General features: G+C 67.8%; 19 protein-coding genes. 11 read left to right on the forward strand and 8 right to left on the reverse strand.

Translation table 11 applies throughout. From position 1 onward, the window contains the following. Positions 1-7: 7 nt before the first annotated feature. Positions 8-1444, reverse strand: a complete 1437-nt coding sequence (locus tag OSH07_RS17200; protein WP_420909650.1) for an aminotransferase-like domain-containing protein — start codon at positions 1442-1444, stop codon at positions 8-10. Positions 1445-1533: 89 nt separating this feature from the next. On the opposite strand from OSH07_RS17200, the gene OSH07_RS17205 reads away from it, so the two are divergent. Together OSH07_RS17205 and OSH07_RS17210 are read left to right on the forward strand one after the other, a co-directional pair. Then, the gene (locus OSH07_RS17205) at positions 1534-2397 is read left to right on the forward strand and encodes a DMT family transporter (RefSeq protein ID WP_266339904.1); all 864 of its coding nucleotides are present in this window, start codon (positions 1534-1536) and stop codon (positions 2395-2397) included. A gap of 265 nt (positions 2398-2662) precedes the next feature. Continuing rightward, the gene (locus OSH07_RS17210; protein ID WP_266339905.1) at positions 2663-3595 is read left to right on the forward strand and encodes a ring-cleaving dioxygenase; all 933 of its coding nucleotides are present in this window, start codon (positions 2663-2665) and stop codon (positions 3593-3595) included. Positions 3596-3685: 90 nt separating this feature from the next. Here OSH07_RS17210 and OSH07_RS17215 read toward each other — a convergent pair whose 3' ends face one another. Then, positions 3686-5110, reverse strand: coding sequence for a dienelactone hydrolase family protein (locus OSH07_RS17215; protein ID WP_266339906.1), 1425 nt, complete (start codon positions 5108-5110; stop codon positions 3686-3688). 19 nt (positions 5111-5129) lie between these two features. Then, positions 5130-6281: a glycosyltransferase family 9 protein gene (locus tag OSH07_RS17220; protein ID WP_266339907.1), complete on the reverse strand. Its 1152-nt coding sequence runs from the start codon at positions 6279-6281 to the stop codon at positions 5130-5132. A 169-nt stretch (positions 6282-6450) separates the two neighbouring features. On the opposite strand from OSH07_RS17220, the gene OSH07_RS24470 reads away from it, so the two are divergent. Further along, positions 6451-7752: a glycosyltransferase family 9 protein gene (locus OSH07_RS24470; RefSeq protein ID WP_266339908.1), complete on the forward strand. Its 1302-nt coding sequence runs from the start codon at positions 6451-6453 to the stop codon at positions 7750-7752. 117 nt (positions 7753-7869) lie between these two features. Here the strand turns inward: OSH07_RS24470 and OSH07_RS17230 are convergent, their stop codons facing one another. Together OSH07_RS17230 and OSH07_RS17235 are read right to left on the reverse strand one after the other, a co-directional pair. Then, positions 7870-9222 carry an MFS transporter gene (locus tag OSH07_RS17230; RefSeq protein WP_266339909.1) on the reverse strand — a complete coding sequence of 451 codons (1353 nt, stop codon included), beginning with the start codon at positions 9220-9222 and terminating at the stop codon, positions 7870-7872. 351 nt (positions 9223-9573) lie between these two features. Then, a complete protein-coding gene (locus OSH07_RS17235) occupies positions 9574-9816 on the reverse strand; it encodes a hypothetical protein (RefSeq protein ID WP_266339910.1) in 243 nt (80 codons plus the stop codon). 526 nt (positions 9817-10342) lie between these two features. Here OSH07_RS17235 and OSH07_RS17240 point away from each other — a divergent pair. From OSH07_RS17240 to OSH07_RS17260, 5 genes are all read left to right on the forward strand, one after another. Further along, on the forward strand, positions 10343-14041 hold the full coding sequence (locus OSH07_RS17240) for an autotransporter domain-containing protein (protein ID WP_266339911.1): 3699 nt from the start codon (positions 10343-10345) through the stop codon (positions 14039-14041). Between the two features lie 304 nt (positions 14042-14345). Then, positions 14346-14888: an invasion associated locus B family protein gene (locus OSH07_RS17245; protein WP_266339912.1), complete on the forward strand. Its 543-nt coding sequence runs from the start codon at positions 14346-14348 to the stop codon at positions 14886-14888. A gap of 87 nt (positions 14889-14975) precedes the next feature. Further along, entirely contained in the window at positions 14976-15587 is a 612-nt protein-coding gene (locus OSH07_RS17250; RefSeq protein ID WP_266339913.1) for an invasion associated locus B family protein, read from the forward strand. 194 nt (positions 15588-15781) lie between these two features. Further along, positions 15782-17032 carry a hypothetical protein gene (locus OSH07_RS17255; RefSeq protein ID WP_266339914.1) on the forward strand — a complete coding sequence of 417 codons (1251 nt, stop codon included), beginning with the start codon at positions 15782-15784 and terminating at the stop codon, positions 17030-17032. Positions 17033-17036: 4 nt separating this feature from the next. Continuing rightward, positions 17037-18254, forward strand: coding sequence for a glycosyltransferase (locus tag OSH07_RS17260; RefSeq protein WP_266339915.1), 1218 nt, complete (start codon positions 17037-17039; stop codon positions 18252-18254). Between the two features lie 108 nt (positions 18255-18362). On the opposite strand, the gene OSH07_RS17265 is transcribed toward OSH07_RS17260, so the two are convergent. The 3 genes from OSH07_RS17265 to OSH07_RS17275 all read right to left on the reverse strand — a co-directional run bounded on the left by OSH07_RS17265 (position 18363) and on the right by OSH07_RS17275 (position 21930). Continuing rightward, complete coding sequence (locus OSH07_RS17265) at positions 18363-18929, reverse strand: serine O-acetyltransferase (RefSeq protein ID WP_266339916.1); 567 nt, start codon at positions 18927-18929, stop codon at positions 18363-18365. A gap of 152 nt (positions 18930-19081) precedes the next feature. Next, positions 19082-21385 carry a putative bifunctional diguanylate cyclase/phosphodiesterase gene (locus OSH07_RS17270; RefSeq protein ID WP_266339917.1) on the reverse strand — a complete coding sequence of 768 codons (2304 nt, stop codon included), beginning with the start codon at positions 21383-21385 and terminating at the stop codon, positions 19082-19084. Between the two features lie 305 nt (positions 21386-21690). After that, on the reverse strand, positions 21691-21930 hold the full coding sequence (locus OSH07_RS17275) for a hypothetical protein (RefSeq protein WP_277614315.1): 240 nt from the start codon (positions 21928-21930) through the stop codon (positions 21691-21693). Positions 21931-22450: 520 nt separating this feature from the next. Between OSH07_RS17275 and xylB the strand changes: the two genes are divergently transcribed. The 3 genes from xylB to OSH07_RS17290 all read left to right on the forward strand — a co-directional run bounded on the left by xylB (position 22451) and on the right by OSH07_RS17290 (position 26597). Then, positions 22451-23923, forward strand: a complete 1473-nt coding sequence (gene xylB, locus OSH07_RS17280; RefSeq protein ID WP_266339918.1) for a xylulokinase — start codon at positions 22451-22453, stop codon at positions 23921-23923. 321 nt (positions 23924-24244) lie between these two features. Further along, entirely contained in the window at positions 24245-25510 is a 1266-nt protein-coding gene (locus OSH07_RS17285; protein ID WP_266339919.1) for an ROK family transcriptional regulator, read from the forward strand. An 88-nt stretch (positions 25511-25598) separates the two neighbouring features. After that, positions 25599-26597 carry a sugar ABC transporter substrate-binding protein gene (locus OSH07_RS17290; protein ID WP_266339961.1) on the forward strand — a complete coding sequence of 333 codons (999 nt, stop codon included), beginning with the start codon at positions 25599-25601 and terminating at the stop codon, positions 26595-26597. Positions 26598-26631 lie beyond the last annotated feature (34 nt).

A 26631-nucleotide genomic window follows, 5' to 3' on the forward strand; every position in this document is an offset into this window, starting at 1 on the left:
GCCTCCTTCAGGGCCGGCTTTCTGCCTTTAGAGCTTCGCCGATCGCCGCCTTGAGCACGGTGAAGACGCGTTCGTCCTGGCATTGCGAGACGTTGAAGCGGAGATAGCTCCCGGCCGACTGGGCGACGCTGAAGGCATTGCCCGGCGCCAGCACGATCTTCTGCGACAGCGCGGCGCGGGCGACGGCCGACGCCTCGATGCCATCGGGCAGCCGGCACCAGAGGAACATGCCGGCCTGCGGCTCGATCCACGGCGTGAGGCCGAGATCGTGCAGCCTCGCCCCCACCTCGACCCGGGCGCGCGACAGGCGCAGGCGCAGCGCTTCGAGATGCTTGCGATAGCCGCCGTCGCGCAGCACGGCGAGCGTCACCTCGGCGTTGAGGCGGCCGGCGCCGAAGGTGGTGGCGATCTTCAGGTCCACCAGTCCGTCGATCCAGTCGGGGCGGGCGGCGATGAACCCGCAGCGCGCCGAGGCGGAGAGCGTCTTGGAGAAGCTGCCGATCTGCACCACCCGCTGCAGCCCGTCGAACGCGGCGAGCCGCGGCGCTGGCTGCGTCTCGAAATCGGCGAAGATGTCGTCCTCGACGATGGTGAGCGCGAACTGGTCGGCGAGCTTCAGCACGCGGTGCGCGGTGACGGGCGAGAGCGTCGCGCCGGTCGGATTGTGGATCGCCGAATTGGTGATGTAGAGCCGCGGCCGCCGCTCGGCGCAGACTTTCGCGAAGGCGTCGAGGTCGGGGCCATTCGGCGTATAGGGAACGCTCACCATGGTGACGCGATGCGCCCGCAGCAGGGCCTGGAAATTGAAATAGCAGGGGTCGTCGACCAGCACGACATCGCCGGGCTCGACCAGGAAGCGGCAGATCAGGTCGATGCTCTGCGTGCCCGATTCCGTCAGCAGGATCTGGTCGGGCGACGCCTCGACGCCCTTTTCCGTCAGGCGCCGGCCGATCAGCTGGCGCAGCGGCGCGAGGCCGAGCGGCGTGCCGTAATCGGAAAGCGCGGCGCTGTCGGCGCGGGCGAGGCCGCGCAGCGCCCGGCGCAAGCCTTCTTCCGGAAACCAGGCGGGCGGCAGCCAGCCGCAGCCGGGCTTCAGGTCGTCGTCGCCGGCATCGAGCGACTGGCGCGACACCCAGAGCGGGTCGATGGCGCGATCGAGCTTCGGGCCGATTTCCGACAGCGCCAGCGGCGCCGCCTGGCTGGCGACATAGAAGCCGGAGCCGGGACGCGACTGGATCGCGCCCTCGGCGACGAGGCGTTCATAGGCGTCCGCCACCGTCGAGGTCGAGACCTGCTGGCTCTGCGCCAGCGCGCGGATCGAGGGCAGCCGGGCCCCCGCGATCAGGCTGCGATTGGCGATGCGCTGCCGGATCACGGTCATCACGCGCGCCGTCAGCGGGCCGCCGCCCGTCTCAAGGCTCATCTGTATTGCTCCGTGCACCATGACAGTTTGTCCAAACTGTATCGCTCTGTCTCTGGCACGGAAAGTCCTTTGCGCGCATTCAGTCGGCCACGATCTCGGAAAGGTGCGACATGGACAAGGCGACGGGCGGCTGGATCAGCGGATTTATCGGCGTGCTCATCTTCAGCGGCTCGCTGCCGGCGACCCGCATGGCCGTGCTGCAGTTCGACCCGATCTTCCTGACCGTGGCGCGGGCGACCATCGCCGGCATGCTGGCGCTCGCGCTGCTGCTGCTGATGAAGCAGAAGCGCCCGAGCGGCCGCGATCTCGCAGCCCTCGCGGTCGTGGCCGGCGGCGTCGTGCTCGGCTTCCCGCTGCTGACGGCGCTGGCGCTGCAGCACGTCACCTCGGCGCATTCGATCGTCTTCATCGGCCTGCTGCCGCTCGCGACCGCGATTTTCGGCGTCCTGCGCGGCGGCGAGCGGCCGCGCCCCGCCTTCTGGATCTTCTCCGGCCTCGGCAGCGCCGCCGTCGCCGGCTTCGCCCTGTCGCAGGGGCTGACGGCCTCGCCGGCCGGCGACCTGTTGATGCTGGCGGCGGTCCTCGTCTGCGGCCTCGGCTATGCCGAAGGGGCGAGGCTTTCGCGCACGCTCGGCGGCTGGCAGGTGATCTCCTGGGCGCTGGTGCTGTCGCTGCCGGTCATGCTCGTGGTGGCGCTCTATTGCCGGCCGCCGAGCTTCGACGGCATCGCCGCGCCGGCCTGGCTCGGCCTCGGCTATGTGTCGCTGTTCAGCATGCTGATCGGCTTCGTGTTCTGGTATCGCGGCCTGGCGCTGGGCGGCATCGCCGCCGTCGGCCAGCTGCAACTGCTGCAGCCGATCTTCGGCCTGGCGCTCGCCGCCTGGCTGCTCGGCGAGCCGGTCAGCTGGACCATGCTGGTCGTGACGCTCGCGGTCATCGCCTGCGTCGCCGGCGCAAGGCGGTTCGCCCGCTGAGAAGACCCTCACCCCAGCCCTCTCCCGCGCGCGGGAGAGGGGGAGATCCAGCCAAGCTCGACTTCGACGTGGCCCCGACCGAAAAGCCCTCGCCCGCTTGCGGGAGAGGGTGGGGTGAGGGCCTTTCTTCCCCTGCCGACGCCCCGCAGGAAACCCGGCGACAGATCGTTCACCGAAGCCCGCGTGGCGGGGCAGGGGCGGCTCGCCTACATTCGCTCTCGAAACGAGCGCGCCTTTCGCGCTCAGCAAAGAACGGGAGACCCTCATGTCGAACGGCATCCACCACGTCACCACGATCTCCGGTCCGGCGCGCCGCAACCTCGAATTCTACACCGGGGTGCTCGGCCTGCGCCTGGTCAAGAAGACCGTCAATTTCGACGACCCGCGCACCTATCACTTCTACTATGGCGACGAGTTCGGCCATCCCGGCACGATCCTGACCTTCTTCCCCTGGGAGCGTGCGCCGGCCGGCCAGGTCGGCGCCGGCGAGACCTTCGAGACGGCGTTCCGCGTGCCGGCGGCCTCGATCGGCTTCTGGACGCAGCGCCTGGTCGAAAAGGGCGTCGTGCACGAGACGCCGGCCCGCCGCTTCGACGAACCGGTCCTCGTCTTCCGCGATCCGGACGGCGTCCGTCTCTCGCTGGTCGGTGTTGCGGGCGCGGAAGCGGAGCCTGGCTGGAGCGGCAGCGCCGAAGTCCCGGCCGAGTATGCCATCCGCGGCTTCCATTCCGTGACGCTGCTCCTTCAGGACGCGCAGCCGACCGGCGGCATCCTCATCGACGTCTTCGGCTTCGCCGAGGCCGGACGCGAGGAGCAGACGGTGCGCTACCAGGTCGAGGGCGCCAAGGCGGGCGGCATCGTCGACCTCCGGGTCGTCGGCGGCTTTCCGCGCGGCAATCTCGGCGTCGGCACCGTGCATCACGTCGCCTTCCGCGCGGCGGACGACGCGGCGCAGGCCGAGATGGTGCGCAAGCTCGCCGAAAACCACGGCCTGCGCACGACGGCGCAGAAGAACCGGGACTATTTCCGCTCGGTCTATTTCCGCGAGCCGAACGGCGTGCTGTTCGAGATCGCGACCGACGTCCCGGGCTTCGCCGTCGACGAGCCGCAGGCAAGCCTCGGCGAGGCGCTGAAGCTGCCGGCCTTCCTCGAGCCGCGCCGCTCGGAACTCGAAGCCGTCCTGCCGCAATTGGCCTGAGCGAAGCCGACGGCAAAAAGAAAGAAGAAGCCCGCGCGGAGCGATCCGCGCGGGCTTCTTGTATTCGGCAACGTCCGAGGCTGGCGTCAGCTAGGTTTCCGGCGATGGCGGCGGCAGGCCTATCGCGGCGCGCGTCCTTTGCCATGCCTCGCGATCGGAAGCCGACGGGGCGCGCATCAGGGCGAGCCTGGCGAAGAGCGCGTCGGCCGTGGCGTGGACATTGTTCGCTGCGGCGCCGTGGGCGAGCCGCTCCACCGCGTCGGCCATGTCCAGGCCGACCACGGCCAGCGCGAAGACGCCGAGATCGCCCGCCTTGGCGCCGCTGCACCGGAACAGGATCTGTTGCGCGGCCGTGGTCGCGCGCTCGGCCGTGGCGAAGGGCAGGAGATAGCAGAGGTCGTCGAATTCGAGCGGCCCCCGAATGATCTCGAGCGCGCGGGGCGTCTCCAGCAATTCCCGGGTCGCCTCGATGTCGTAGCGCAGGGTCCAGGCCAGAATCGCGGCGGCCACGCCGGGCGGCGTGCGGCTCTCCTCGAAGGCCTCGCGATAGACTCTCGGGAAGCCGCCGCGCGCCGCGCCCAATTGCAGCGACCGAAACGCAGCTCCGCGAAAACCGTTCCAATCCTGTCCGGCGCGATACGCCCTGGCCTTCTGGAGATGCCACTCGGCCTCCATCACGCCTTCGTCGTCAAGCTTCTGGAGCGGCCGGAGTTCGCCGTGGCTCTGGTAGAGATAATCGACGGCGGCGACTGCGGTCGCGATGTCGACGGGCGAGGCCGTGTATGTCTCGTCGCCGCTCCACGGACGGCCGGATACGAGGGCGGCGAAGGCGGACCGCAGCGACCCGTCCTCCTTCCATTTGACCTCGATGCCATGATCGACATTGAGATAGCGGATGTCGGCGTTGGCGCTGGCTACCTGTTGCGCATCGCGGACATGCAGCGTGTCGCGGATGGAATGCGTGGGCAGGTAGATCCGGAACCGCGTGGGCCCTTCGCTTCGGTTGAGCGCGTCGACGAGATCCGGAAGCTCCGCATTGTCGGGCAGTTGCCGAAGGACCTGCGCCCGCGAAACCGGAGCGTCCAGACGAAAATGCGGCGTTATGGCAACCGAGCAGTCAAGAATAGGGTCCTGGTTCAGGCCGAGGCGGACGGATGCATATCCGCCCATGGAGAAGCCCCAGGAGACGATCCGTCGCGCGGCTGAACGTGCGGCGAGCGTCCGGACATGCGCGACAATCGCCGCCCAGTCGGTGATGAAGAAGTCCGTCGAGCGTGACTGGAAAATAACGTAGTTGCAGTCGACCGGCGCGAGGAGGCTGCGATAGACGGGGCGCTCGGCATCCAGTTCGCCGGGGCCGAAGACTACGAGCAATGGCTTGCCCGGTTGCAGCAGGCGCTCGCGCGCAAGCGTGTTCGTACCGACATCGAGGGTGCTCTCCGGCGTCGTCGCGGCAGCGGCCGGAGGACGGAGAATGCCGGAGGGCGACGACCGCAGGCTGGTGAATATCGTCAAGCTAGGCTCCGCGGTTCGCTCAGCTCGCCAGTCGCCTTTGCCCGCCCCCGGACTGGCCCAGTCTGGCGGAGGCGGCCTCCCAGACAAAGTCCAGCGGCAGGTCCATGCAGCGGTGATCGAACAGGCATTGCTCCATCCGGGTTGCATGGCAGGGCGCGCAGGGGACGTCGTTGCGGAGAATGCCGACATCGGGGCCGTCCGGCGCCCAGACCTGAGGGTCGGCATGGCCGGAGAACAGCACGAGGGCGGCGGAACCGGTGGACGAGGCGATATGCGCCAATCCGGTGTCGAGTCCGATGAAGAGCGCGCTGTCTGAGATCGCCGCCGTAACCTCCGGCAGCGTCATCTCGCCGGCACGGTTGACGACGGAGGCGGCCGGCAGCCCGTGGGCGATGGCGTCGCAGGTCTCTCTGTCGCCGGCGTCACCGACCAGGACGATGGCGAAGTCCGCCGCGATGAGGCGGTGGCACAGCGCGATCCAGCGATCGGTCCGCCACATCTTGATCGGGGATCGCGCGCTCGGGGCGATCGCGATGGTCTGCCGGGCTTGTCTGCGTTTGGCCGCCAGGGTCGGGCGATCGGTGCGAACGACGGGAACCTGGATGCTCTGGATCGCGGCCTCGACGAGCAGGGAGAGGCGTGCGCGGTTGCTGATTCCCTGCTTGCCGCGGCGGCGGGCGCTCTTCTCGAGCTCGGGAAGCTCGACGTCGAGCTGCAGCGTGGAGTGCCGCGAGGCATATCCCACCCGGTATCGGGCCTGGACAGCGTCCAGCAGGTGGCGGGTGTCGCCGTCATGGCGGAGGTCGATTGCGACGTCGAAAGGGGATTGCCGGATCGCGCCGAGATCCGACGGTTCCAGCAGCGCCGGATTGTCGCTCCGCGGAGGCGGTATGCCCACGACGCGATCCACAACCTTGAGTGAGCAAACAAATTCGACCAGGCTCTCGGAGCAGAGCAGAGTAATGTCCGCGTTGTTCCAGGATGATCGAAGTCTACGAAGGGCGGGAATGGCCGTTACGAAGTCACCAAGGTGATCGATTTTAATAATAAGGACAGAAAAACTTCCGTCCGCCTCGCCGGCCACATTTTTTGGGAAATCGTGCGTCGGATTGTCATGCGCGGGCCAGATTGCCTCCATGGCTCGCTGAAGTATGGTCTTTAGTCGTGCCATGGCCGAAATTTGCTGCGCGAACGCCGTTGTCCCGTCAATCGGCTATCATTTTCACGCCTTATGAATAATATGTCTAGCGGCAAGTTAGATTTCGTAGCGGAAGCCCCTTCGACATCGAGATTGCCGTTCGTTAGTTTCCGTTACGCGATGGTCCAAGGGCTATAGCCAAGTGAAAAAAGTATTAGCCGAGTTCCGCCGGTTCTCCCGCCGCTTCTCGGCCGCCCAGCAGGCGCGGCGAATCGCCAAGGATATCCATCGGTTGCGGCAGAGCGCCGGGCCGGACGCTCCACTTAAGGTTGCAGTCAGGGTGACAGGCGGCATCGGCGATCATATCGTCGCGGCCCGCTTCCTCCGCGACCTGATCGCCGCGGTCGGCCCGCTCGCCCTGGACATCTATTCGCCCAAGCGCGAGATCGCGGCCTGGATCTTCCGGTCGCTCGATGCGCCCGTGGCGTGTTTCCACGAGAGGATCCTCTGGGATCGCCTTCGGCCGAGCTACGCCGTGGCCTTCTATGTCACGCAGTTCGCGGTCGTCTATACCGAGACGGTCGACTGGATGTACCTGTCCGAACGTGCGCCGAAACTGCGCGACGTCGCTGTCAGGCTCGAGGAATTCCGTCCGAGCATCGAGGCCTGCATCCAGCATCATCCCCGGCTGGATGGCCATCTGGGCCGGATCGCGAGCTTCATGGGCTACGGCAGGCGCAATTTCCTGCAGGGCATGGCGAACATCCCCTATGGCGGCGATGCGCTGCCGATCGAGACCGACCCCGGCGCGCTCGAGAAGTTCGGCCTGGCCGGTCGGGCCTATGTCACGATCCATAACGGCTTCGACGCCGAGTTCGACAAGGCGGCGCCGACTTCCACGAAGGTCTATGCCCGGTTCGACGACGTCGTCGCGCGGTTGAAGAGGCTCTATCCCGATCTTCTCGTCGTCCAGGTCGGAACGGTGACCAGCAAGGCCATCGCTTCCGCCGACCTCAACCTGATCGGGGCGACCACGATTCGGGAACTCGCGGCCATCATCCAGCATGCGCATCTGAACATCGACAACGAGTCCGGCATCGTCCATCTGGCCAGCTGTTTCGATGTCCGGTCCTGCGTCGTGTTCGGGCCGACTTCTGTCGACTACTACGCCTATCCGCAGAACATCAATCTGCGGCCGCCGGTCTGCGGCGATTGCTGGTGGGTGAACGAAAACTGGATGAATCGATGCGCGAAGGGGCACGAGCAGGCGCCCTGCATGTCCCTGCGATCGCCGGATTCGGTCGTCGCCGCGCTCAGTGAGGAGCTCGCCGCCTGGCATGAGGCGGAGGCGGGCCACGAGACCTTTGACGAACTGCCCGTGCAGGATCGGGGCAGGGGCGCCGGATACGGCTTTCCGCCCGGCAGGGAGATCGTCGACGGCGCAGTCCGCGTCTTGATGGGGTTGGGGCCGGTCTGGCTGACCTTCGGCCAGTTGATCGCCTGATCACCGGGACGCCGTCCGTCTCGAGGTTTTCGGGCGATCGCGATCCTCGGAATAGAAAGAGGCCCGCGCGGAGCGATCCGCGCGGGCCTCTGTTTTGGACGGCGTCCGAGGCAGGCATCAGCTGTTGATGTCGACGTCCTTGGTTTCCTTGCCGAGGATGAGCGCGATCAGCGTCAGCACGCCCATCGCCGACAGATAGACGCCGACCCAGAACGGGCTGCCGGCGCCGTAGCTCCACAGCGCCACCGCGATGAACGGTGCCACGGCGGCGCCGAGGATCGACGAGACGTTGTAGGAAATGCCCGAGCCGGTGTAGCGCACATTGGCGGGGAAGAGTTCCGGCAGCAGCGCGCCCATCGGGCCGAAGGTCATTCCCATCAGCGTGAAGCCAAGGATCAGCCAGGCCATCACGCCGACCGTGCCGAGCGACAGGATCGGCACCCAGAGCAGGCCGAACAGGATGATGCCGAGGGTGACCCAGATCAGCGTCTTGCGGCGGCCCCAGCGATCGGCCCAGGGGCCGGAGGCGAGCGTGAAGATGCCGAAGAACACGACGCCGACGATCATCATCAGCACGAAGGTGCGATAGTCGAAGCCGAGGCCCGGCAGCGGCGCGGCGACGCCGGCGCGGCCATAGCTGAGCGAGAAGGTCGTCATCAGGTAGAAGAGCACATAGGTCGCCAGCATGTAGAAGGTGCCGAGGATCAGCTCCTTCCAGTGCAGCTTGAAGGCGGCGGCGAGCGGCACTTTCTGGACCTTGCCGGTCTCGACCGTCTTCTCGAACGCCTTGCTCTCGACGAGGTTCAGCCGGACCCAGAGGCCGACGATGACCATCACTGCCGAAAACAGGAACGGAATGCGCCAGCCCCAATTCAGGAAGGCGGTCGACGGGCGCGACGGATCGTCGGACGGAAGCAGCGCCGCGATCGTCAGGAACAGGCCATTGGCGATGATGAAGCCGAGCGGCGCGCCGAGCTGCGGGAAGGTGCCGAAGATGGCGCGCTTTCCGGGCGGTGCGTTCTCGGTCGCGACCAGCGCCGCGCCGCTCCACTCGCCGCCGAGCGCGAAGCCCTGGGCGAGGCGCAGCAGCACCAGCAGGGCGGGGGCGAGCCAGCCGACCGAGTCATAGGTCGGCAGCGCGCCGATCAGGAAGGTGGCGATGCCCATGGTCAGCAGCGCGCCGACCAGCGTGATCTTTCGGCCGCGCTTGTCGCCGAGATGGCCGAAGAAGATGGCGCCGAGCGGACGGGCCACCATCGCCGCGCCGAACACGGCGAAGGAGGCGAGCAGCGCCGTCGTCTCGTTGCCGGTCGGGAAGAACAGGTGCGGGAACACCAGCACCGCCGCCGTCGCATAGACGTAGAAATCGTAGAATTCGATGGTCGTGCCGACGAGGCTGGCCAGGATGACGCGCGAACGCGAATTGGCCGGCGCGGCATTCCTGGCTGTCGCAGCGAGGGTCGATGACATTGAGAAATGTGCTCCACGGGGACGCGGCAGCAGCGGCGACCCGTGTGCTTCGACCGATCAGGCTCGCGATGGCAGGCTTAAAGGTCGCGGTCGCGGCGAAAGGCGCCGTGTGCTTTGCGTCAGGATGATGGCAGCTCGTATAGCCGAGCTTGCGCCGGATTGCACCCCAAGAATCGCGATGAATCGCGGCGAAGCGCGGCTTTCGACGATGCGGCGCAGCATTGGCGGCGCACGGGCGCAGTTGTGCGGCGGTTCGGGCAAGACGACGCGCGAAGCGCTCTTCGCGCGCCGAAGTGGTGCCGGGTTCGACCGCCCGTTCTGCGCGCGCCGGATGGTCCGGCGCGGGCGCGCTTACTTGTCGGCCATCCGCTTCAGGCGGTCGAGCACTTCGGCAACGACGAGGTTCGGCGGCGGCTGGCGGGTGCCGGCCTTGAAATTGCTCGGCACGTTGAGCCGTTCCTTGACCGCTTCGATGTCGACGTCCTTGGCGCCCGGGATCGAGGCGACGAAGGCCATGATCGCGGTCATGCCGGCATCGATGTTGCGCATGGCGTGATTGATCTCGTCGATCAGAGCCTTGGTGTTGGTGTCCATTCCGCCGTTCTCCTTGAATAGGCGCGGCTTGATCCCATGAAACGCTGGAGCTGTCGACTCCCGCCCTGTCCGGAGGGGAGGGGCGAAGCGCCCGATGGCGTGCGCTGCTGATTCGCCGGCGCTCGGCGCCCGGAATCCTGTGTCCCATGGGCAACAGGCCGCATGATTCTTGTGCAAAGACAGTCGCCGGCCTGATTAACGATTGGGCATTGTGTGCCGTTAAGTAATTCGTATCCCTTATAAATCATCAATATGACAAAAGGTTCAAAATCCGAACTATTCCTGCCGGTGGGACAGGCAGGGTCGGGACCGACCTCATGGTTAACCGCCGGGGACTCCCTCAGGTTGCGAAAGACAACCTCTGAGTTGCGCCATCTGGACAAGCCGGCGGCTTTCCATCTCGTATCTCAGCCATGAGATCGGATTTTCCTCCGCGGCCTGGGCATGTCGTGGCGGTGGTCCGGCGGCTGGCCGGCACGCGGGCGAGGACCCGTGTCGCGGCGCGTGATGCGGGGGAGTGGCAGGTATGCCGATCGAGAATTCTGCAGTTCAGGCCGGCGGGGCTGCGCCGGCGAGGCGGCTGAGGCGGCTTCGGGCCACCACCAGCCTGGCGACGTTGAGCCTGGCCGTCTTCGGCGTTCCGGCGGTCGGGGTGCTGCTGCCGACGAGCGCCATGGCGGCGAACGAGTGCGGCTCGGTCGTGAACGGCACCAATGGCAGTGGCGACGTCGTCAGCTGCGGCAACCAGACCGCCCAGAATTCGGGCATTACCTATAGCCAGAACGGCAGCCAGACGGATGCCTTCACGCTGGTGCTGAACGGCACGCAGGTGCAGCAGGGCGTCAAGATCACCAATAGCAGCAACGCCGGCGGCACGGTCGAATTCCAGACCAACGCCGTGCCGAGCGCGCCGCCCGTCTCGATCACCAACGGCAAGAGCTTCAACGGCGACGCGGCGGTCGACATCAACACGGCCGGCACCAATGCCGCCGTCACGATCCTGCACAATTCCGGCTCGATCACCGGCGGCGGCGGCACGCTCGGTTTCCATGACGGCATCCAGGTCCGCACCTCGGGTTCGAACGCACCGATCAGTGTCTCGACCGGGCAGGGCACCTCCGTGTCCGCCACGACGGGCTCCGGCATCAAGCTGCGGGCGACCGGCGGCGCCGGCATCACGGTCAATGCCGACGGCTCGGTCACCAGCACCTACTCGGCATTGGGCGTTCCGCTCGGCTATGGCATCGACGCGCGCGCCAGCGGCGGCAACGGCAGCGTCATCGTCAACGTGACGGAAAACGGTTCCGTATCCGGCACGCTCGGCGGCATCCGCGGCGATGCGGCCGGCACGGGCAACGTCACGATCACCACGGCCGAGGGGCGCACCGTCACGGCGACCTCGGCCCTTCTCGGCACCGCCATCCGCGGCGAGACGGTGAACGGCAATGTCGACATCGAGACCGGCGACGGCTCGATCACGTCCGGCGGCCTCGCCGGCATTTCGGGTGAAGCGACGGGCACGGGCAGCGTCTTCATCGAGACCGGTCGCGGCAGCGCCGCGAGCTCGTCGGCGATCGGCACGGCCATCAGCGGGCAGTCGAAGACCGGCACGGTCGAGATCGATGTCGGCCGCGAGGCCACGGTCTCGGGCGGCCTGTACGGCGTCAGGGCGAGCGCGAGCGGGGCGGGCATCGTCGACATCTCGACCGGGCGCGACAGCTCGGTCTCGGCGCTCGGCACGGCGGTGCACGGCGATTCCAATGGCGGCGCCGTCGACATCGACATCGGCCGCGGTTCCGCGGTCTCCGCCGGGCTGTTCGGCGTCGTCGGCACGTCGACCGGCTCGGGCTCCGTCGACATCACGACCCATCGCGGCAGCACGATCGAGGCGACCGGCCCGCTCGGCGTCGGCATCGCGGCGACGGTGACCAACGGCACGGCCACGGTCGAGACCCGTGGCGACATCACGGACGGCCTGACGGGCATCGTCGCGAGCGCGCTCGGCAGCGGCAATGTCGACGTGACCGTCCATCGCCAGTCGGACATCACGACGGACCTGACCGGCGTCGCCGCCAGCTCGCTCGGCTCCGGCACCATCTCGGTCAGCGTCGCCGGCGACATCACCACCACGGCCGCGCTGGGCACGGGCATCTCCGCCACGTCGCTCGGCGGCACCGGCAACATCAATGTCGATACCTGGCGCAGCAGCGAGATCAACACGGCCGGCGACGGCATCTCGGCCCTGATCACCAATGCCGGCAGCGCCGGGACGACGGCGATCGTGGCGCGCGGCGACATCGAGACGACCGGCGCCAACAGTGCCGGCATCCGCGCGACAAGCAATGGCACCGGCGAGGTCCGTGTCTCCACCACCCGTTCGGCCGATATCACCGGCGCCGGCAACGGCGTCGTGGCGACGGGCCTCAAGATCAGCCTCTACAATGATGGCGACATCAGCACCGGCCAGACCGAATATCTGGTCCGCGCCGGCGCCGGTAATGCCGAACTCTGGAACGACTACAACGGCGATATCAACACGGGCGGCCTGACCAGCAAGCTGGTGATCGACAATACCGGCGGCACGGGCAGCCTGACGATCTACAACAGCGGCCAGATCTACGGCACGCTCGCGCTCAACGACGCCAACAACGCGTTCCACAACTCCAGCTTCGAGAGCTGGCACACGAGCGGCCTCAACACCTTTGGCTCGGGCGACAACCTCCTTGAGAACTCCGGCGCGATCGTCGCCGGCGAGGATGGCGACACGACGTTCGATTTCGGCGGCGGCGTCGATGTCTTCACCAATACCGGGCTGTTCTTCTCGCAGGGCCTGACGACGACGCCGGGGCTGGAGACCTTCATCGCCACGGGCGGCGGCATCGTCATGCAGTACCCGAACAGCCTGGCCAATGATGTCGTCGACATGTCGTCAGCCGACTACAACAACACCGGCACGGCCTGGCTCTATGTTGATGCCGAAGTCGGCCCGGCGGGGTCCGTCAGCGACACGCTGAAGATCGGCTCGATCTCTGGCGGCGGCGTCACCTATGTCGGCGTCAATGACCTCTACACGGGTCCCGGCATCTACAACCCGACCGGCATCGGCGTCGTCGACGTCCTGAATCCCGGTTCGGCCAATGCCGGCGACTTCGTGCTCGCCGGCGGCCCGATCTCCAAGGGTCTCTGGAACTATGACATGTTCCTGGACAGTGACGGCGACACGGCCTGCGGCGGCAATGATTGCTTCGTGCTCGCCAGCTACGCCAATGCCAGCGCCTACAACCTCTCCGAGTTCGGCGGCATCGCCCAGGGCATCTGGAACACGACTTCGGAGAGCTGGATCGACCGCGCCGGCGACCTGCGCACCAGCGCGCAGCAGAGCACGACCGATCCGACCAAGAAGTCGGGCCTGTGGGGCCGCCTGATCGGCAATGGCGCCGACCGCAGCACGGAGACCACCATCACCCCGTTCGCCGACCAGTCGGTGAAGATCGGCACCGGCTACAACCAGACGCTCTGGGGCTTCCAGGCCGGTTTCGACCATGAGTTCGAGGGTACGGTGGCCGATGGCGTTCTGGTCGCCGGCGTGCTCGGCGGCTATGTGACGAGCAAGGCCAATTTCGACAATGGCGACAGCGTCAGGTTCTCCGGCCCGCAGGTCGGCATCTATGCGAGCTGGGTCAAGGGCGGCCTTTATGTCGACGGCCTGGTCAAGGGCGACTTCCTGAACGCCGATTATAATGTCGCGGGCGTCGATGCCGGGACCGACGCCACCACCATCGGCGTCCGCGTCGAGTCGGGCTATCGCTTCCTGACCTCTACCGGCATGTTCATCGAGCCGAACGCCAGCCTCGCCTATGCCAATACGAAGATCGACGACGTCAACCTGTCCGGCACGCAGGTCAATTTCGACAATGGCGACGGCCTCGAGGGCAAGCTCGGCGCCCGCTTCGGCGGCACGGTGCTGAAGGACGGGGTCAAGTACGATCCCTACCTCAGCGTCGGCATCGTCGGCGATCTGCTCAGCGACCACTCCGTCTTCCTCGACAGCGGCCCGGGCCTCGTCGTCGACGACAATGCGCCGGACGTGTTCGGCGAGGTCGGCGCGGGCATCAACATCTTCTCCTCCAAGAGCGGATGGACGGGCTTCGCCAAGGCGGATCTCCGCTTCGGCGACGACTATGTCGGCGGCACCGGTAAGATCGGCGCCAACTGGGCCTGGTGACGGCCCGCAAGATCGTGATGCCGCCGGCCCTCGGGCCGGCGGTTCTCGTTTGGGGGGAAGGGGGCGGACCGTGGCATCGATGCCACCCGCGCCGACAACAGGCCCCACTCGCCCCGCGAGCGGCCGGTTGTCTCATCTTCCGCTGGCATCTCGGCCGCGCTCGTCTATAGAGGGAACATTCGTCGCTCCTGCCGTGGCGGCATTCGCGAGGCGCCACATGGCGAAGCGCCACACGGTCAGACGCCGCCGGCCGACATGTCCGTGGCGGGGGCTCAAGGCGATGTTCAGGCTTTGGGGGATTGGAATGAACTACGAATTCGCGGGCCGGTTGCGCTCTTCGCTCGCCGCCATGGCGCTTCTTCTGGCGGCGCCGGCTCTCGCCGGGGCGCAGGAACAGGCCGGCGACGTGCCGGTGCTCGGCGCCAACAAGCAGGCGCCCGCGCCGAGCTGGCTCAGCACCTGCCAGGGGCCCGGCCGCGCCGCCGAGCTCGAATGCCAGATGGAACAGCGCGCCGTGATCTCCGGCTCCGGCCAGCTGATCGGCTCGATCACCATCCGCGTACCCTCGCAGACGCGCAAGCCGGTTCTGATGATCCGCGGGCCGCTCGGTCTTTCGCTCGCCGGCGGCGTCACGCTCGACGTCGACGGCGCTGCGCCGCTGTCGCTGCCGCTGCAGACCTGCGACGCCGGCGGCTGCTATGCCGGCGCGCCGGTATCCGATGAATTGCTGGCCGCGATGTTCAAGGGCCAGAAGCTCAACGTGACGTTCCAGAATCTCAACAAGGAACCGATCAAGCTGCCGATGTCGCTCGCGGGCTTCTCGGCCACCTACGGCAAGATCAAGTAGCCGGCCGATGGCCGGGGACTCTCGGGTTCCCGGCCCGGCGAACGGAACATTCTGGCGGATGGTCGACGGGCGGAGGGGCGCCAGGCGATGCGCGACGCTTATGATGACGAGGAACCGGGCGGACGCGGACTGCTCTGGATCATTTTTGCCGTTTTGGTGCTGGCGTCGATCGCCGCCGTCGCCTGGACCTGGCGCAGCGCCGGCTTCGACCGTCTGGCCGCCATGGCGGGCGCCGACCGGCTTTTGAGCTGGATCTCGCCGGCGTCCACATCGGGACAGGCGGTTGCTTCCACCGTCGATGCCGGCGAGCGCATCGGCGCGTGGCTCCTCGCCTGCGATGCCGCGGCCTGTTCGCTGACGCAGACCCTGCGCCAGTCCGACGTGTCCTGGCGGATTGAGCGCAACACCGCCGGCGACCTCGTCGGCATCTGGACGCTGCCGACTGGCGTGCTGGTCGGGCGCGGCATGCAACTCGCGCTCGACGAAGGCAAGCCGAGCGTCGTTCCCTATGAATCCTGTGCGCCGGCCTCCTGCGAGGTGCGGGCGAAGCTCGGCGCCGATTTCATCGAGCTGATGCGGGCCGCCGGCAAGACGCGTTCGACGGTGACGCTGAAGGGCGGCGCCACGCGGACTTATGATTTCGGCCATGACGGTCTCCAGGCCGGGCTGACGCGGCTGGCATCGGCGAAACCGCAATAGCGGACTGCGCGCAACGGAGGCGGGCCGCACGCGGCGGTTGACGCAACGGCATGCCGTGGGCAGCATGCGAGGCGGCGCGGGGGGAACGGACAGCACGGGATCGACGCGCCTCCATCGTGCGGCAGGCGCAGCTTCGGATGAACGGCAACCCGGCTTTCTCCTTTCGGCGACCGGCACTCGCGGCGCTGGCCCTGATGCTCGCGACCGATGCGCTGAGCGGTCCGATCCGCTATGGCCTGCAGGCGCTCGGTCTTGTCGGGCTCTCCTATGCGCCATTCCTCGCCGTGGCCGCGCTGGTCGCCGCCTATGTCGTGACGGCGTTCGGCTCGCTGCGCCGCGACGCGATTGCGCTGGCGATTCTCGCGCTTCCGGCCTTCTGGCTGCCCTATGCCCTGCTGCTCGGCCAGCCGCCGGCGCAGGTCGCCTTCGGCCTCTACACCTGGATGCCGGTCTTCCTCGGCATGGTGGTGGTCGCGACCGGGGCGGCGGGGGCAGCGCTGCGCCTCGTCGCGTTCGTCTGGGCCGTCGCGGTGGCCGGCGTTCTCGCCAATCTGGCGTTCCGCTTTCCCTGGGTCGGCGAAAGCTACGAGATCTTCGGCGTTCAGGCCGAATTCGCGCGCGAATGGCAGGCCTTCGGCGTCGACCGGCTTCCCGGCTTTTCGCGGGCGAGCTTCACCGCCGCCAACCAGATTGCGATCGGCGGCGCGCTGTTGCTGGCCGGCGCCATGCCGTCCGCGAGAAAGGTCGTGGTCTGGCTGGTATCGGTCGTCGCGATCGGCCTGACGACCTCGAAGGCGCCGCTCGCCGCCATGTTCGCCGCGCCACTCTTCCTGCTTCTCCATGACCGGCTGCCGGGCCGCTCGCGTTTCCGCTTCAGCCAGTTCGTCATCGGCGGCCTGCTGGCGGTCGCGATCGGCTTGCCGGTCGCCGCGCTGCTCGGGCTTCGCTTCGGCGAAGGCGGCAATCTCGCCTTCCTTTCGTTCGGCTCGGTCGTCGCGCGCATGGAGGAGATGTGGCCGCGCGCCTACGCGCTGCTCGATCCCGCCTGGCCGCGCCTCCTGCTTGGCGTCGGCTTTGGCGGTATCGGGGCGGGCCAGGCCTATTTCGATCCAGCCCGCTTCAGCCCGGGCGACAATCTCTTCGTCTTTCTCGCTACGACCTTCGGCGTCGGCGCGCTTGTGTTCGTCGTCGCGTTCTGGCGCGGCGATGCCGCCCTTTTCGAGGCGACGCCCCCGCGACACCGGCTGTTCTTCCTGCTCGCCATGCTGGTGCTGATCCTCGGCGCGATGGCGAATGTCGTCGAGTCTGTCCTTTCCGGCTTCCTGCTCGGCCTCGTCGCCGGCAAGGCGCTCGATCCGCGGGCGGCGGCAGGCGAGGCCGCCCGATCGTTGCCGGTCCGCCGGCCCGGCGGCCCGCCGCCGCTCGTCACCCCCGTCCGGATCTGAAGCGATGCGCATCCTCGTCATCGCCGCGCTCTATCCGCCCGATGGCCGCGGCGGTGCCGAGAATTCCGCCGCCAACTTCACCGCCTGGCTCGCCGGTCGCGGCCATGAGATGGCGGTGCTGACGACGGCGTCCTCGCGCGCGGAGGAAATGCACGGCGAGATCGTGGATGGCGTCCGGATCTGGCGGCTGCGCACGGCGCATCTCTATCCGGCCCGTGATGCGCCGGTCGCCGCCGCCTGGAGGAAGCCGATCTGGCATGCGCAGGACCATGTCGATCCGCGCAACCGCCGCCTGGTCGCCGGCGTGCTGGACGCCTTCCGGCCGGATTTCGTCAATATCCACTTCGTGCAGGGCCTCGGCTACAACACGCTCGCCGAGATCGCGGCGCGGGACCTGCCGACGCTTTTCGTCCTGCATGATCTCGGCCTTGCCTGTATGCGGATGTCGATGTTTCGAGATGGCGCGAGTTGCGCCCGGCCCTGCCTCGGCTGCCGTCTTTCGAGCCGCTACAAGGCGGCGCTGGTCGGCCGCTTCGGGCGGATCGGCTTCTCGTCGCCCTCCGCGGCCAATCTCGCGGCGCTCGCAGCCCTGTTCCCGCTCGCGCGCTACCCGCATGTGAGCATTCCCAATCCGAACCTCTATCCGGCGCCGGCGCGGCAATGGAGTCCGGCGGACGGGCTTCGGTTGCTCTATGTCGGCCGGCTGCATCGCAGCAAGGGCGTGGCGGACCTGCTCGATGCGGTTGCCGAAATCGCCGCGGCGCACCCGGTCTCGCTGTCGGTCGTCGGCGATGGCCCGGAAGGCGAGGCGCTGCGTCGTCGCTATCCGGGTGCCGGCTGGCTGCGCTTCCACGGCCATGTGCCGGAAGCGATGGTGGGGGAATGGATGGGCGAGGCCGATCTGCTCTGCGTGCCGTCGCTCTGGCGGGAGAACTGGCCGGGCGTCGCCGTCCGCGCGCTGGAGATGGGACTGCCGGTGCTCGCCAGCCGGGTCGGCGGCCTGCCGGAACTCGTCGAGCCGGGCGTCACCGGCGATCTGCTGCCGCCGGGCGACCGTGCGGCCTGGGCCGGTGCGTTGCGACGCCTGCTGGCCGATCCGGCGGAACTCGCCGGGTGGCGGCGAAACGCCGGGGCGCGGCGCGGGCGCTTCGACCAGGACGAGCTCGGCGAACGGCTGCTCGCCTTCATGGCAAGGATCGCCGGCCGCCCCATCGAGGCGTGAGCGCGGCCAGAGCGTTTTCGAGCGAAGTGGACGCCGGTTCGCGTGAAGAAAACGCGCCAAGACAAGGAGCTGGATTGCTTCGGCGTTTTCGTGAAACGCTGAAATGATCTAGGTCGGCGCAAGAATTCGGGCCGGGATGCCGACGGCGGTGTGGCCGGCGGGGACATCGGCGAGCACCACCGCATTGGCGCCGACGGAAACATGGTCGCCCAGCCGGATCGCCCCCAGGATCTTGGCGCCGGCACCGAGCCGGCAATGGTCGCCGACGGTCGGCTCGCCGGCGACATCGGGATCGCGCCGGCCGAGCGTCACCTGCTGGAAGATCGAGGCGTGGCTGCCGACCCGCGCGCCGCTGCCGATGACGATGCCGGTCGGGTGCGGCATGTAGAGGCCGCCGCCGAAGCTGGCGCCGGTCGCGATGTGGCAGCCTGTCCCAATCGTCGTCGCATACCAGAGCAGCCGGCGCAGCGCCCGGCCGACGAGCGGCACGCGGCCGAGCGCTTCCTGCAGCCGCAGCGACAGCGCCAGCTGGAAGCCGGGTTCGAGAAAGGCGAGGCGAAGCGCCAGCCGGAAATCGGCCCGGCGGCCGGAGGCCCGCGCCCAGGCCTCGAAATCCTGCCGCAGCCGGCTGGCGGGCGTGCCGGCGAGGGCGGCTGGTGGCGCGGTGGAGGTCATGAGCCATCGCGGGGCGCGGCGCAACGCCGTGGCGCCCGGCGCGAAACGAGCCGGCATTCGATATTTCGTCGCGACATGCGTGCCCCCGCATGGCCAGGCGAGCGGAAGTCTGGACCGGAAAGCGGCCGGCGGCAATGCCCGGCGAAGCCGGCTCAGCCGAGCGAGCTGCGGCGGAGCGACGGCACGGGGTGGCTGAAGTCGCGGATGAAGGCGGGAATGTCGGCCCCCGCCATCGGCTCGGCGATCAGGTAGCCCTGGATGATCGAGCAGTTCAGCGCCGTGACGGCTTCCAGCTGGGAGCGCGTTTCGACGCCCTCGGCGATGATGGCGAGGTCGAGCGCGCCGGCGAGCTCGATGATGGAGCGCACGATGGCGCGTGTCTTCGGGTCGTGCTCGAGGTCGCGGATGAAGGAGCGGTCGATCTTCAGGCTGCTGACCGGCAGGCTGCGCAGGTGGCTGAGCGAGGCGTAGCCGGTGCCGAAATCGTCGAGCGCCAGCGAGAAGCCGAGCCGGCGCAGGTCGCTGAGCGTCGAGGCGATGCGCTCGGCGTCACGCGACAGGATCGTCGTCTCGGTCATCTCGATGATGAGCTGCGAGCTCGTGAGGCCATGCAGGTTGACCCGCGCATGCAGGTCCTCGGCGAAGCCGGGATTGCGCAGGTCGAACGCGGTGACGTTCATGTTGACGCGGGTGGTCAGGCCGTTCTTCTGCCAGGTGGCGAGGTCGGCGATGACGCTGCGGATCATCGTCTGGGTCAGGGCCTGGGCGATGTCCGGCTCGTCGAAGGTCTCGGCGAAGGTCGACGGCAGCAGCATGCCATGGTCGGGATGCAGCCAGCGCGCCAGCGCCTCGAAGCCGACCAGCTTGCCGCTGCGTATGTCGAGCAGCGGCTGGTAGAAGGGCGCGATCTGGCCGGCGTCGAGCGCCTGGCGCAACGCCTTGAGCAGGTGGTAGCGCCGCTCGGCGTCGTCGCGCATCGACGGCGTGAAGAAGACGGTGCGACCGCGGCCGGCGCGCTTGGAGCGATAGACGGCGATGTCGGCATCCGACATCAGCTCGCTCGACGTGCGGCCATCGGCGGGGAAGATGGCGACGCCGGCGCTCAGGCTGATCGGCACGTCCTGCTGCTTGACCGTGAAGGGGCGGGCGACCGCCTCCATCATCCGCTTGACGGCGGCGGCGGCGTCCTGGGTGTCCTGCGCGTTGGTGAGCACGACGGCGAACTCGTCGCCGCCGAGGCGGCCGATCACGTCGGACTTGCGGATCGTGCTGCGAAGCCGGTTCGACACCTCGCGCAGCACCATGTCGCCGGCGTCGTGGCCGAGGCTGTCGTTGATGTCCTTGAAGTGGTCGAGATCGATGATGCAGAGCGCGGCGCGGCGCTTGGCCCGCTTCATCTGCTTCAGCTTCTCCTCGAAGCGCTGCTCGAAATAGCTGCGGTTCGGCAGGCCGGTCAGCCCGTCATGATGGGCGAGGTGGACCAGCTCGGCCTCCAGCGCCCGGTTGCGGGTGATTTCCTCGCGCAGCTCGTTGGTGGTGCGCTCGAGCGAGGCGTAGCTCGCCATCAGGTCGATCGCGCGCGCCTCGAGCAGCTCGTTCGCCTGCAACAGCTCGTTGTGCTGCTGGTCGATGGCGCGGGTCGCCGCCAGCGTCGGCCCGATGTCGACGTCGGTGACGGTCAGCCCCTCGCCATGCGGCGCGAGACGAAGCTGGCGCTCGACGATCTTGCCATCCTCGGGATAGCTCGCGTCGAAGACATCGAGCAGCTGGCTGTTCACGGAGCGGATGAAGCGGTCGAGCAGCCCGTCCGTCGCGGCGAAGGGCCAGACTTCCAGCAGCCGCGCGCCGACCAGTTCGTCCGGCGGGATCTTCAGGCGCCGGGCCGCCTCCGCATTGGCGGCGTTGATCGAGAAGTCGACGACATGGCCGTCGCGGTCGCGAATGGCCTGGAAGACGGTGATCGCGTCGGCGCTGACGTTGAAGACGGAGCGCAGGACATTGGTGGCGTCCTCGCGCGGGCGGACATAGCAGAGCAGGCAGTCGTCGCCGTCGGAGCGGACGGGCAGGATCAGCCGCTCGGTGATGCCGACCGTCGTCGCGCCGACATTGTCGTGCAGCGCCAGTCCGGGCCGGCCGGATTTCAGGACCTGGAAATAGGTCGAGCGGAACGAGCGCGCGCCGGCATTCTCGATCTGCTCCAGCACCTTGCCATTGGGGTCGTGGCCGAACAGGGCGACGACGTTGCGGCCGACCCGCTCATAGATCAGCGTGTTGCCGGAAGCGCGCATCAGCATGGTGCGATCGGCGATGGGACCGGCGAGGGCGACCTCGAAGTGGCGCAGGTCAGGGATGCCGCTCCCCTGTGCCGATATCCACGCGGCATAGAGATCGCGAACGTCGCTGAAATCGGTCGTCTGCTCGATATCGTCCGAATGGACGTCTACGTAGCTTGTCAAGCCGGAGGCCTTCCCAGGTCTGCACCTCGCTGAAAGCTATCGGAGCCTGTCTTTATAACCGATTAAGTGGTGCTACCACCCGCGGTGATTGTGGCGATTTCCTGTTCGTCGGCAGTAGTATTTTCGCTGGATCCCTGTCCAGAAGGCGCAAGCCGATCTCGACGCCCAGCCCACAAGGCTGAATGCGCCACGATTTCGCCGGTTCCTTGCTGGGGACGTATCCAGGAAAAAAGGGTGTGCATGAAACATCGCTGAAGCGTCGCAGCGCCTGGAGGCTGCGGCGCTTCGGGGCCGTGGGTCGGCGGCTACGACGCCTGGATGGAGGCGCTGGCCGGCATCCGGCGGATCTTGCGCGCGGCTCGTTCGGCCGCGACGGCATCGGCAAAGACTTGTCCTTCGAGGGTGGCAAACGTGCCCTCGAGGGCGTGGAACGCAAAGGACCGGCCGGACCGGATCAGGATGCCGGCTGCCTCGTCATCGATCTCGATGATGTAATTGTCGAACACCGAAGTTCTCCTTTCGCCGCCTGGAATCTTGCCATGCAAGATCCGGGCCGCGATCTCTCTTCATCCTTGGCGCTAGCGCCACGCCGAGGCCGAGCCCCGGTGCGCACCAATGTCGGAAATCAGGGGGAGTTCCGGCGACAGCGAAAAATATCGTGCTGTGCGAGGGGCTTACGTAGGGACGCTGCCGTATTTGGCATCGGAGACCTCCTTGTCGGAATCCAGAGCCACGAACCGCTTCGTGACGCTTTAGCGTTTGGTGTCGCGGCGCAAGCTGCTTCTCAAATCACCGCGGCATCGCATCGGATGCGACGTCCATATGGGGCCGACAGGCCGGCTTCTACCAGCCAAGCATTTCCTTTTTTTGACAGTCGGCGAGGATGCCGTTCCGATCCCGTCCGCCGGGAGGGAATCGGGCGGAAATCCGGGCCCCGCGCGGCATGTCGCGAGGCGTTTCGCTCGAAAAGCGGCCGTTTGGCCGGGGCGCGGCGTCCCGTCAGGAGATTGACAAGCCCACTGACTTGCAAGCTCTTGGGCGCAGCGCGGCAGACGGGGGAGAGACATGGCCAGCTATCTCGGCATCGACATCGGCACATCGGCGGTCAAGGCGCTTCTCGTCGACGAGCGCCAGACCGTGCTGGCGGAAACGGACGTCGCGCTTCCGATCTCGCGGCCGCATCCGCTCTGGTCCGAACAGGACCCGGAGGATTGGTGGCGCGCGACGGAATCCGCGCTCGCCACGCTGAAGGCGGCGGCGCCTGCTGCCTATGCAGCCACAGTGGCGATCGGTCTTTCCGGGCAGATGCACGGCGCGGTGCTCATGGACAAGGCAGATCGCGTCCTGCGGCCGGCCATCCTCTGGAACGACGGCCGCAGCCACGCCGAATGCGCGGCGCTCGAACATCGCGTGCCGGATCTCGGCCGCATCGCCGGCGTTCCGGCCATGCCCGGCTTCACCGCGCCGAAGCTGCTCTGGGTGGCGCGGCATGAGCCCGAGGTGTTCGCCGCCGTCGCCCATGTGCTGCTGCCGAAGGATTATGTCCGCTTCCGCCTGACCGGCGCCTATGTCTCGGAAATGTCGGACGCCGCCGGCACGCTCTGGCTCGACGAGGCCGAGCGGCGCTGGTCGCCCGAAATCGTCGCCGCCACCGGCCTCGATCCCGCCGTCATGCCGCGCCTGGTCGAGGGCTCCGCCGCTGCCGGAACGCTTTCCGCCGCCGCCGCCACGGCGCTCGGGCTCAATGCCAGGGTCATCGTCGCGGGCGGGGCAGGGGATGCGGCCGCCGGCGGCATCGGCATCGGCGCCGTCGACGAGGGCGACGCCTTCATCTCGCTCGGCACCTCTGGCCAGTATTTCGTCGTCAACGAGACCTACCGGCCTTATCCGGCCGCCTATGTCCACACCTTCGCGCATGCGCTGCCGGGGCGCTGGTTCCAGATGGCGGCGATGCTGAACGGCGCCAGCGCGCTCGCCTGGGCGGCGCAACTGGTCGGCGAGGCGGATATCGGCAAGCTGCTCGCCCGCGTCGAGGCGACGCCGGCCGGAAACAGCGACCTCCTGTTCCTGCCCTATCTCGCCGGCGAGCGCACGCCGCACAACGATCCCTATGCGCGCGGCGTCTTCTTCGGCCTGACGCCTGCGACGCAGACGACGGACCTGATCCGCGCCGTCCTCGAGGGCGTCGCCTTCTCGTTCGCCGACGCGCAATCGGCGCTCGCCACGGCCGGCACCCGGCCGACGCGGATGGGTGCGATCGGCGGCGGCGCCAAGAGCCCGCTCTGGATGAAGATGTTTGCCGATGTGCTGGGCGTGCAGGTCGTGCTGCATGAGGGCGGCGCCAAGGGGCCGGCCTTCGGCGCGGCGCGGCTGGCGATCCTTTCGGCCGGCGGCGGCAGCGTCGCTTCGGTCTGCACCGCGCCGCCGATCCAGGCGACGATCGACCCCGACCCGGCGGCGACGGCGCGCTACGCCGAGAAGATCGAGCGCTTCCGCCGGCTCTACAAGGTGCTGCGCCCGGAATTCGCCCCGCGCTGAGCCGGCATCGTTCCGGCTACCGCTATCGGTCACGCGATGGTCGCCGCATGTGTTGCGACGGCCAGGGAGATCGTGCTGCGTCGGGCATCGTCGGCGCGCCCCAATGCCTTTCAGTATTTTCGTCCAGGCAAATGCGTAGACGTCGGAACTTGATTGTCGACTTCATGAATTTGTCGGTCCCGCATCGCCGCAATTCGAAGAATTTTCATGCCGCGATGCAAGGTCGAATGCCGCTTGACTTGCCTGCCGTTACGACAATTAACTGCACCAGATTGAATTAATAAGCGACCGGCAAGGTTCATTCGATCTGGGAGGCAGGCTTTGGAGAGGCCCGGCATCCGTCGCGGAAGCAATTCCGCGCAGCTGCGCCGCTATAATGAGCGGCTGGTCCTGCAACGGCTGCGCCGCGCGGGCGAAGCCTCCAAGGCCGAGCTGGCCCGCGCCGCCGATCTCACCAACACCGCCATCGGCGGCATCATCCGCAAGCTCGATGATCTCGGCCTGATCGAGGAGGTCGGCAAGCGCCATGATGGCGGCCGGGGCCAGCCGGCGACGATGCTGCGGCTCAATCCGGCCGGCGCCTATGGCATCGGCGTCCGGCTCGACCGCCGCTCGATCGAAACCATCCTGATCGACTTCGACGGCACGCCGCTGGCGCGCCGCGCCTATGACATGGTGCTGCCGCAGCCGGACGAGGCGCTCGCCATGGTGGCGCGCGACGTCCACGCCTTGCTGGACCGGCTGGCGCCGCCGGCGCGCGAGCGCTTCGCCGGCATCGGCCTGGCGCTTCCCTACAATCTCGGCGCCTGGCTCCGTCGGCTCGACCTGCCGGCCGAGATCTTCCGCCGCTGGGACGATTTCGACTTCGCCGCCGGGCTGGAGGAGGCGACGGGGCTTCCCGTCTTCAGCGAGAACGACGGTAACGCCGCCGCCATCGCCGAGCTGTTCTACGGGCTCGGCCGCAGCGTCGACGACTTCCTTTATCTCTTCATCGGCCCGGCCATCGGCGGCGGCATCGTCGTCAAGGGCGACTGCCTGCGCGGCAGCACCGGCAATGCCGGCGACGTCGCCGTGATCGCGGTGGCGCCGGGCCGGCTCGGCTCGTCGCCGAAATCGGAGGACGGGCGGGAACTGCTGATCACCCGCGCCTCGCTCAACGCGCTCGGCCGGCATCTGCAGGCAAGCGGCGTCGCCGTCGCGTCGCCGGCCGACATGCAGGCCGCCTTCGCCGCCGGCCATCCGGCGGTGCAGGAGTGGATCGACGACGCCGTCGAGGCGCTGGCGCCGGCGATCTGGTCGGCGATCGCGCTGCTCGACGTGCCACTGATCGTCGTCGACGCCGACATCGATGGCGGCCTGGTCGACGCGCTGATCCGCCGGCTTGCCGCGGCCCTCGACGAGCACGCGCCGGAAGCGCGGCGGCCGCCGCGCATCCTGCATGGCACGCTCGGTCGTGACGCCGGCGCCATCGGCGCGGCGACGTTGCCGATGTTCTTCAACTTCTCGCCGCGCGCCTCGATCCTGACGCGCGACGACGAGGACAGCGAATTCGAGACCGGCCCCGCGCGGTTCGCCGGCCTCACATGAGATTCTCGGGAGGGACCGGGAGCGTCGCGGAGAAACTGGTCGCTCCGCAGGCGCAGAACATAAATCGGCCAGGGAGGAACGGATCATGTTGAAGAAGCTTATGCTTGCCGCAAGCATCCTGGCGATGTCGGCGGCTCCCGTGCTGGCCGACGAGGTCATCGGCCTGATCACCAAGACCGAGACCAACCCCTTCTTCGTCAAGATGCGCGAAGGCGCCCAGGCGAAGGCCAAGGAGCTCGGCGTCACGCTGATCACCGCCGCCGGCAAGTATGACGGCGACAATGACGGCCAGGTCGCGGCGATCGAGAACCTGATCGCCGCCGGCGCCAAGGGCTTCGCGATCGTCCCGTCGGATTCGAAGGCGATCGTGCCGACCATCCAGAAGGCGCGCGACGCGGGCCTGAAGGTGATCGTGCTCGATACGCCGCTCGATCCGATGAACGCGGCCGATGCCACCTTCGCGACCGACAACCGCAAGGCCGGCGTCCTGATCGGCGAATGGGCCAAGGGCACGCTCGGCGACAAGGCCAAGGACGCGAAGATCGTCTTCCTCGACCTCGCCACCAACCAGCCGACCGTCGACTATCTGCGCGACCAGGGCTTCATGCAGGGCTTCGGCATCGACGTGAAGGACCCGAACAAGTACGGCGACGAGGACGATTCGCGCATCTGCACGCATGAAATCAGCCAGGGCGACCAGGAGAAGGGTCGTACCGCGATGGAGAACGCGCTGCAGAAATGCCCGGACGTGAACGTCGTCTACACGATCAACGAGCCGGCGGCCGCCGGTGCGTGGGAAGCGCTGAAGGCGGTCGGCAAGGATGACGGCAGCGTGCTGCTGGTCTCGATCGACGGTGGCTGCCCGGGCGTCAAGAACGTGCAGGCCGGCACGCTCGGCGCCACCTCGCAGCAATACCCGCTGAAGATGGCGGCGATGGCGCTCGAGGCGATCCATTCCGGCAAGATCCCGGACATCGACCCGAAGATGGGCTTCCTCGACACCGGCGCCCAGCTGATCACCGCCAAGCCGGTGGACGGCGTGCCGTCGATCTCGGTTGAAGAGGGCCTGAAGCTCTGCTGGGGCTGATCCCGGCGCGGCTGATTTCATTGTGATCCCGTGG

This window comes from Kaistia nematophila (assembly GCF_026343855.1).
GTDB classification, from domain to species: domain Bacteria; phylum Pseudomonadota; class Alphaproteobacteria; order Rhizobiales; family Kaistiaceae; genus Kaistia; species Kaistia nematophila.

Excerpts from the sequence above, each read along its gene's own strand:
- OSH07_RS17240 (WP_266339911.1), top strand. The coding sequence starts at position 10,343 with ATGCCGATCGAGAATTCTGCAGTTCAGGCCGGCGGGGCTGCGCCGGCG.
- OSH07_RS17265 (WP_266339916.1), bottom strand. The coding sequence starts at position 18,929 with ATGACCTCCACCGCGCCACCAGCCGCCCTCGCCGGCACGCCCGCCAGC.
- OSH07_RS17210 (WP_266339905.1), top strand. The coding sequence starts at position 2,663 with ATGTCGAACGGCATCCACCACGTCACCACGATCTCCGGTCCGGCGCGC.
- OSH07_RS17220 (WP_266339907.1), bottom strand. The coding sequence starts at position 6,281 with ATGGCACGACTAAAGACCATACTTCAGCGAGCCATGGAGGCAATCTGG.
- OSH07_RS17200 (WP_420909650.1), bottom strand. The coding sequence starts at position 1,444 with ATGGTGCACGGAGCAATACAGATGAGCCTTGAGACGGGCGGCGGCCCG.
- xylB (WP_266339918.1), top strand. The coding sequence starts at position 22,451 with ATGGCCAGCTATCTCGGCATCGACATCGGCACATCGGCGGTCAAGGCG.
- OSH07_RS17235 (WP_266339910.1), bottom strand. The coding sequence starts at position 9,816 with ATGGACACCAACACCAAGGCTCTGATCGACGAGATCAATCACGCCATG.
- OSH07_RS17255 (WP_266339914.1), top strand. The coding sequence starts at position 15,782 with ATGCTCGCGACCGATGCGCTGAGCGGTCCGATCCGCTATGGCCTGCAG.
- OSH07_RS17260 (WP_266339915.1), top strand. The coding sequence starts at position 17,037 with ATGCGCATCCTCGTCATCGCCGCGCTCTATCCGCCCGATGGCCGCGGC.
- OSH07_RS17245 (WP_266339912.1), top strand. The coding sequence starts at position 14,346 with ATGAACTACGAATTCGCGGGCCGGTTGCGCTCTTCGCTCGCCGCCATG.
- OSH07_RS17205 (WP_266339904.1), top strand. The coding sequence starts at position 1,534 with ATGGACAAGGCGACGGGCGGCTGGATCAGCGGATTTATCGGCGTGCTC.
- OSH07_RS17250 (WP_266339913.1), top strand. The coding sequence starts at position 14,976 with ATGCGCGACGCTTATGATGACGAGGAACCGGGCGGACGCGGACTGCTC.
- OSH07_RS17230 (WP_266339909.1), bottom strand. The coding sequence starts at position 9,222 with ATGTCATCGACCCTCGCTGCGACAGCCAGGAATGCCGCGCCGGCCAAT.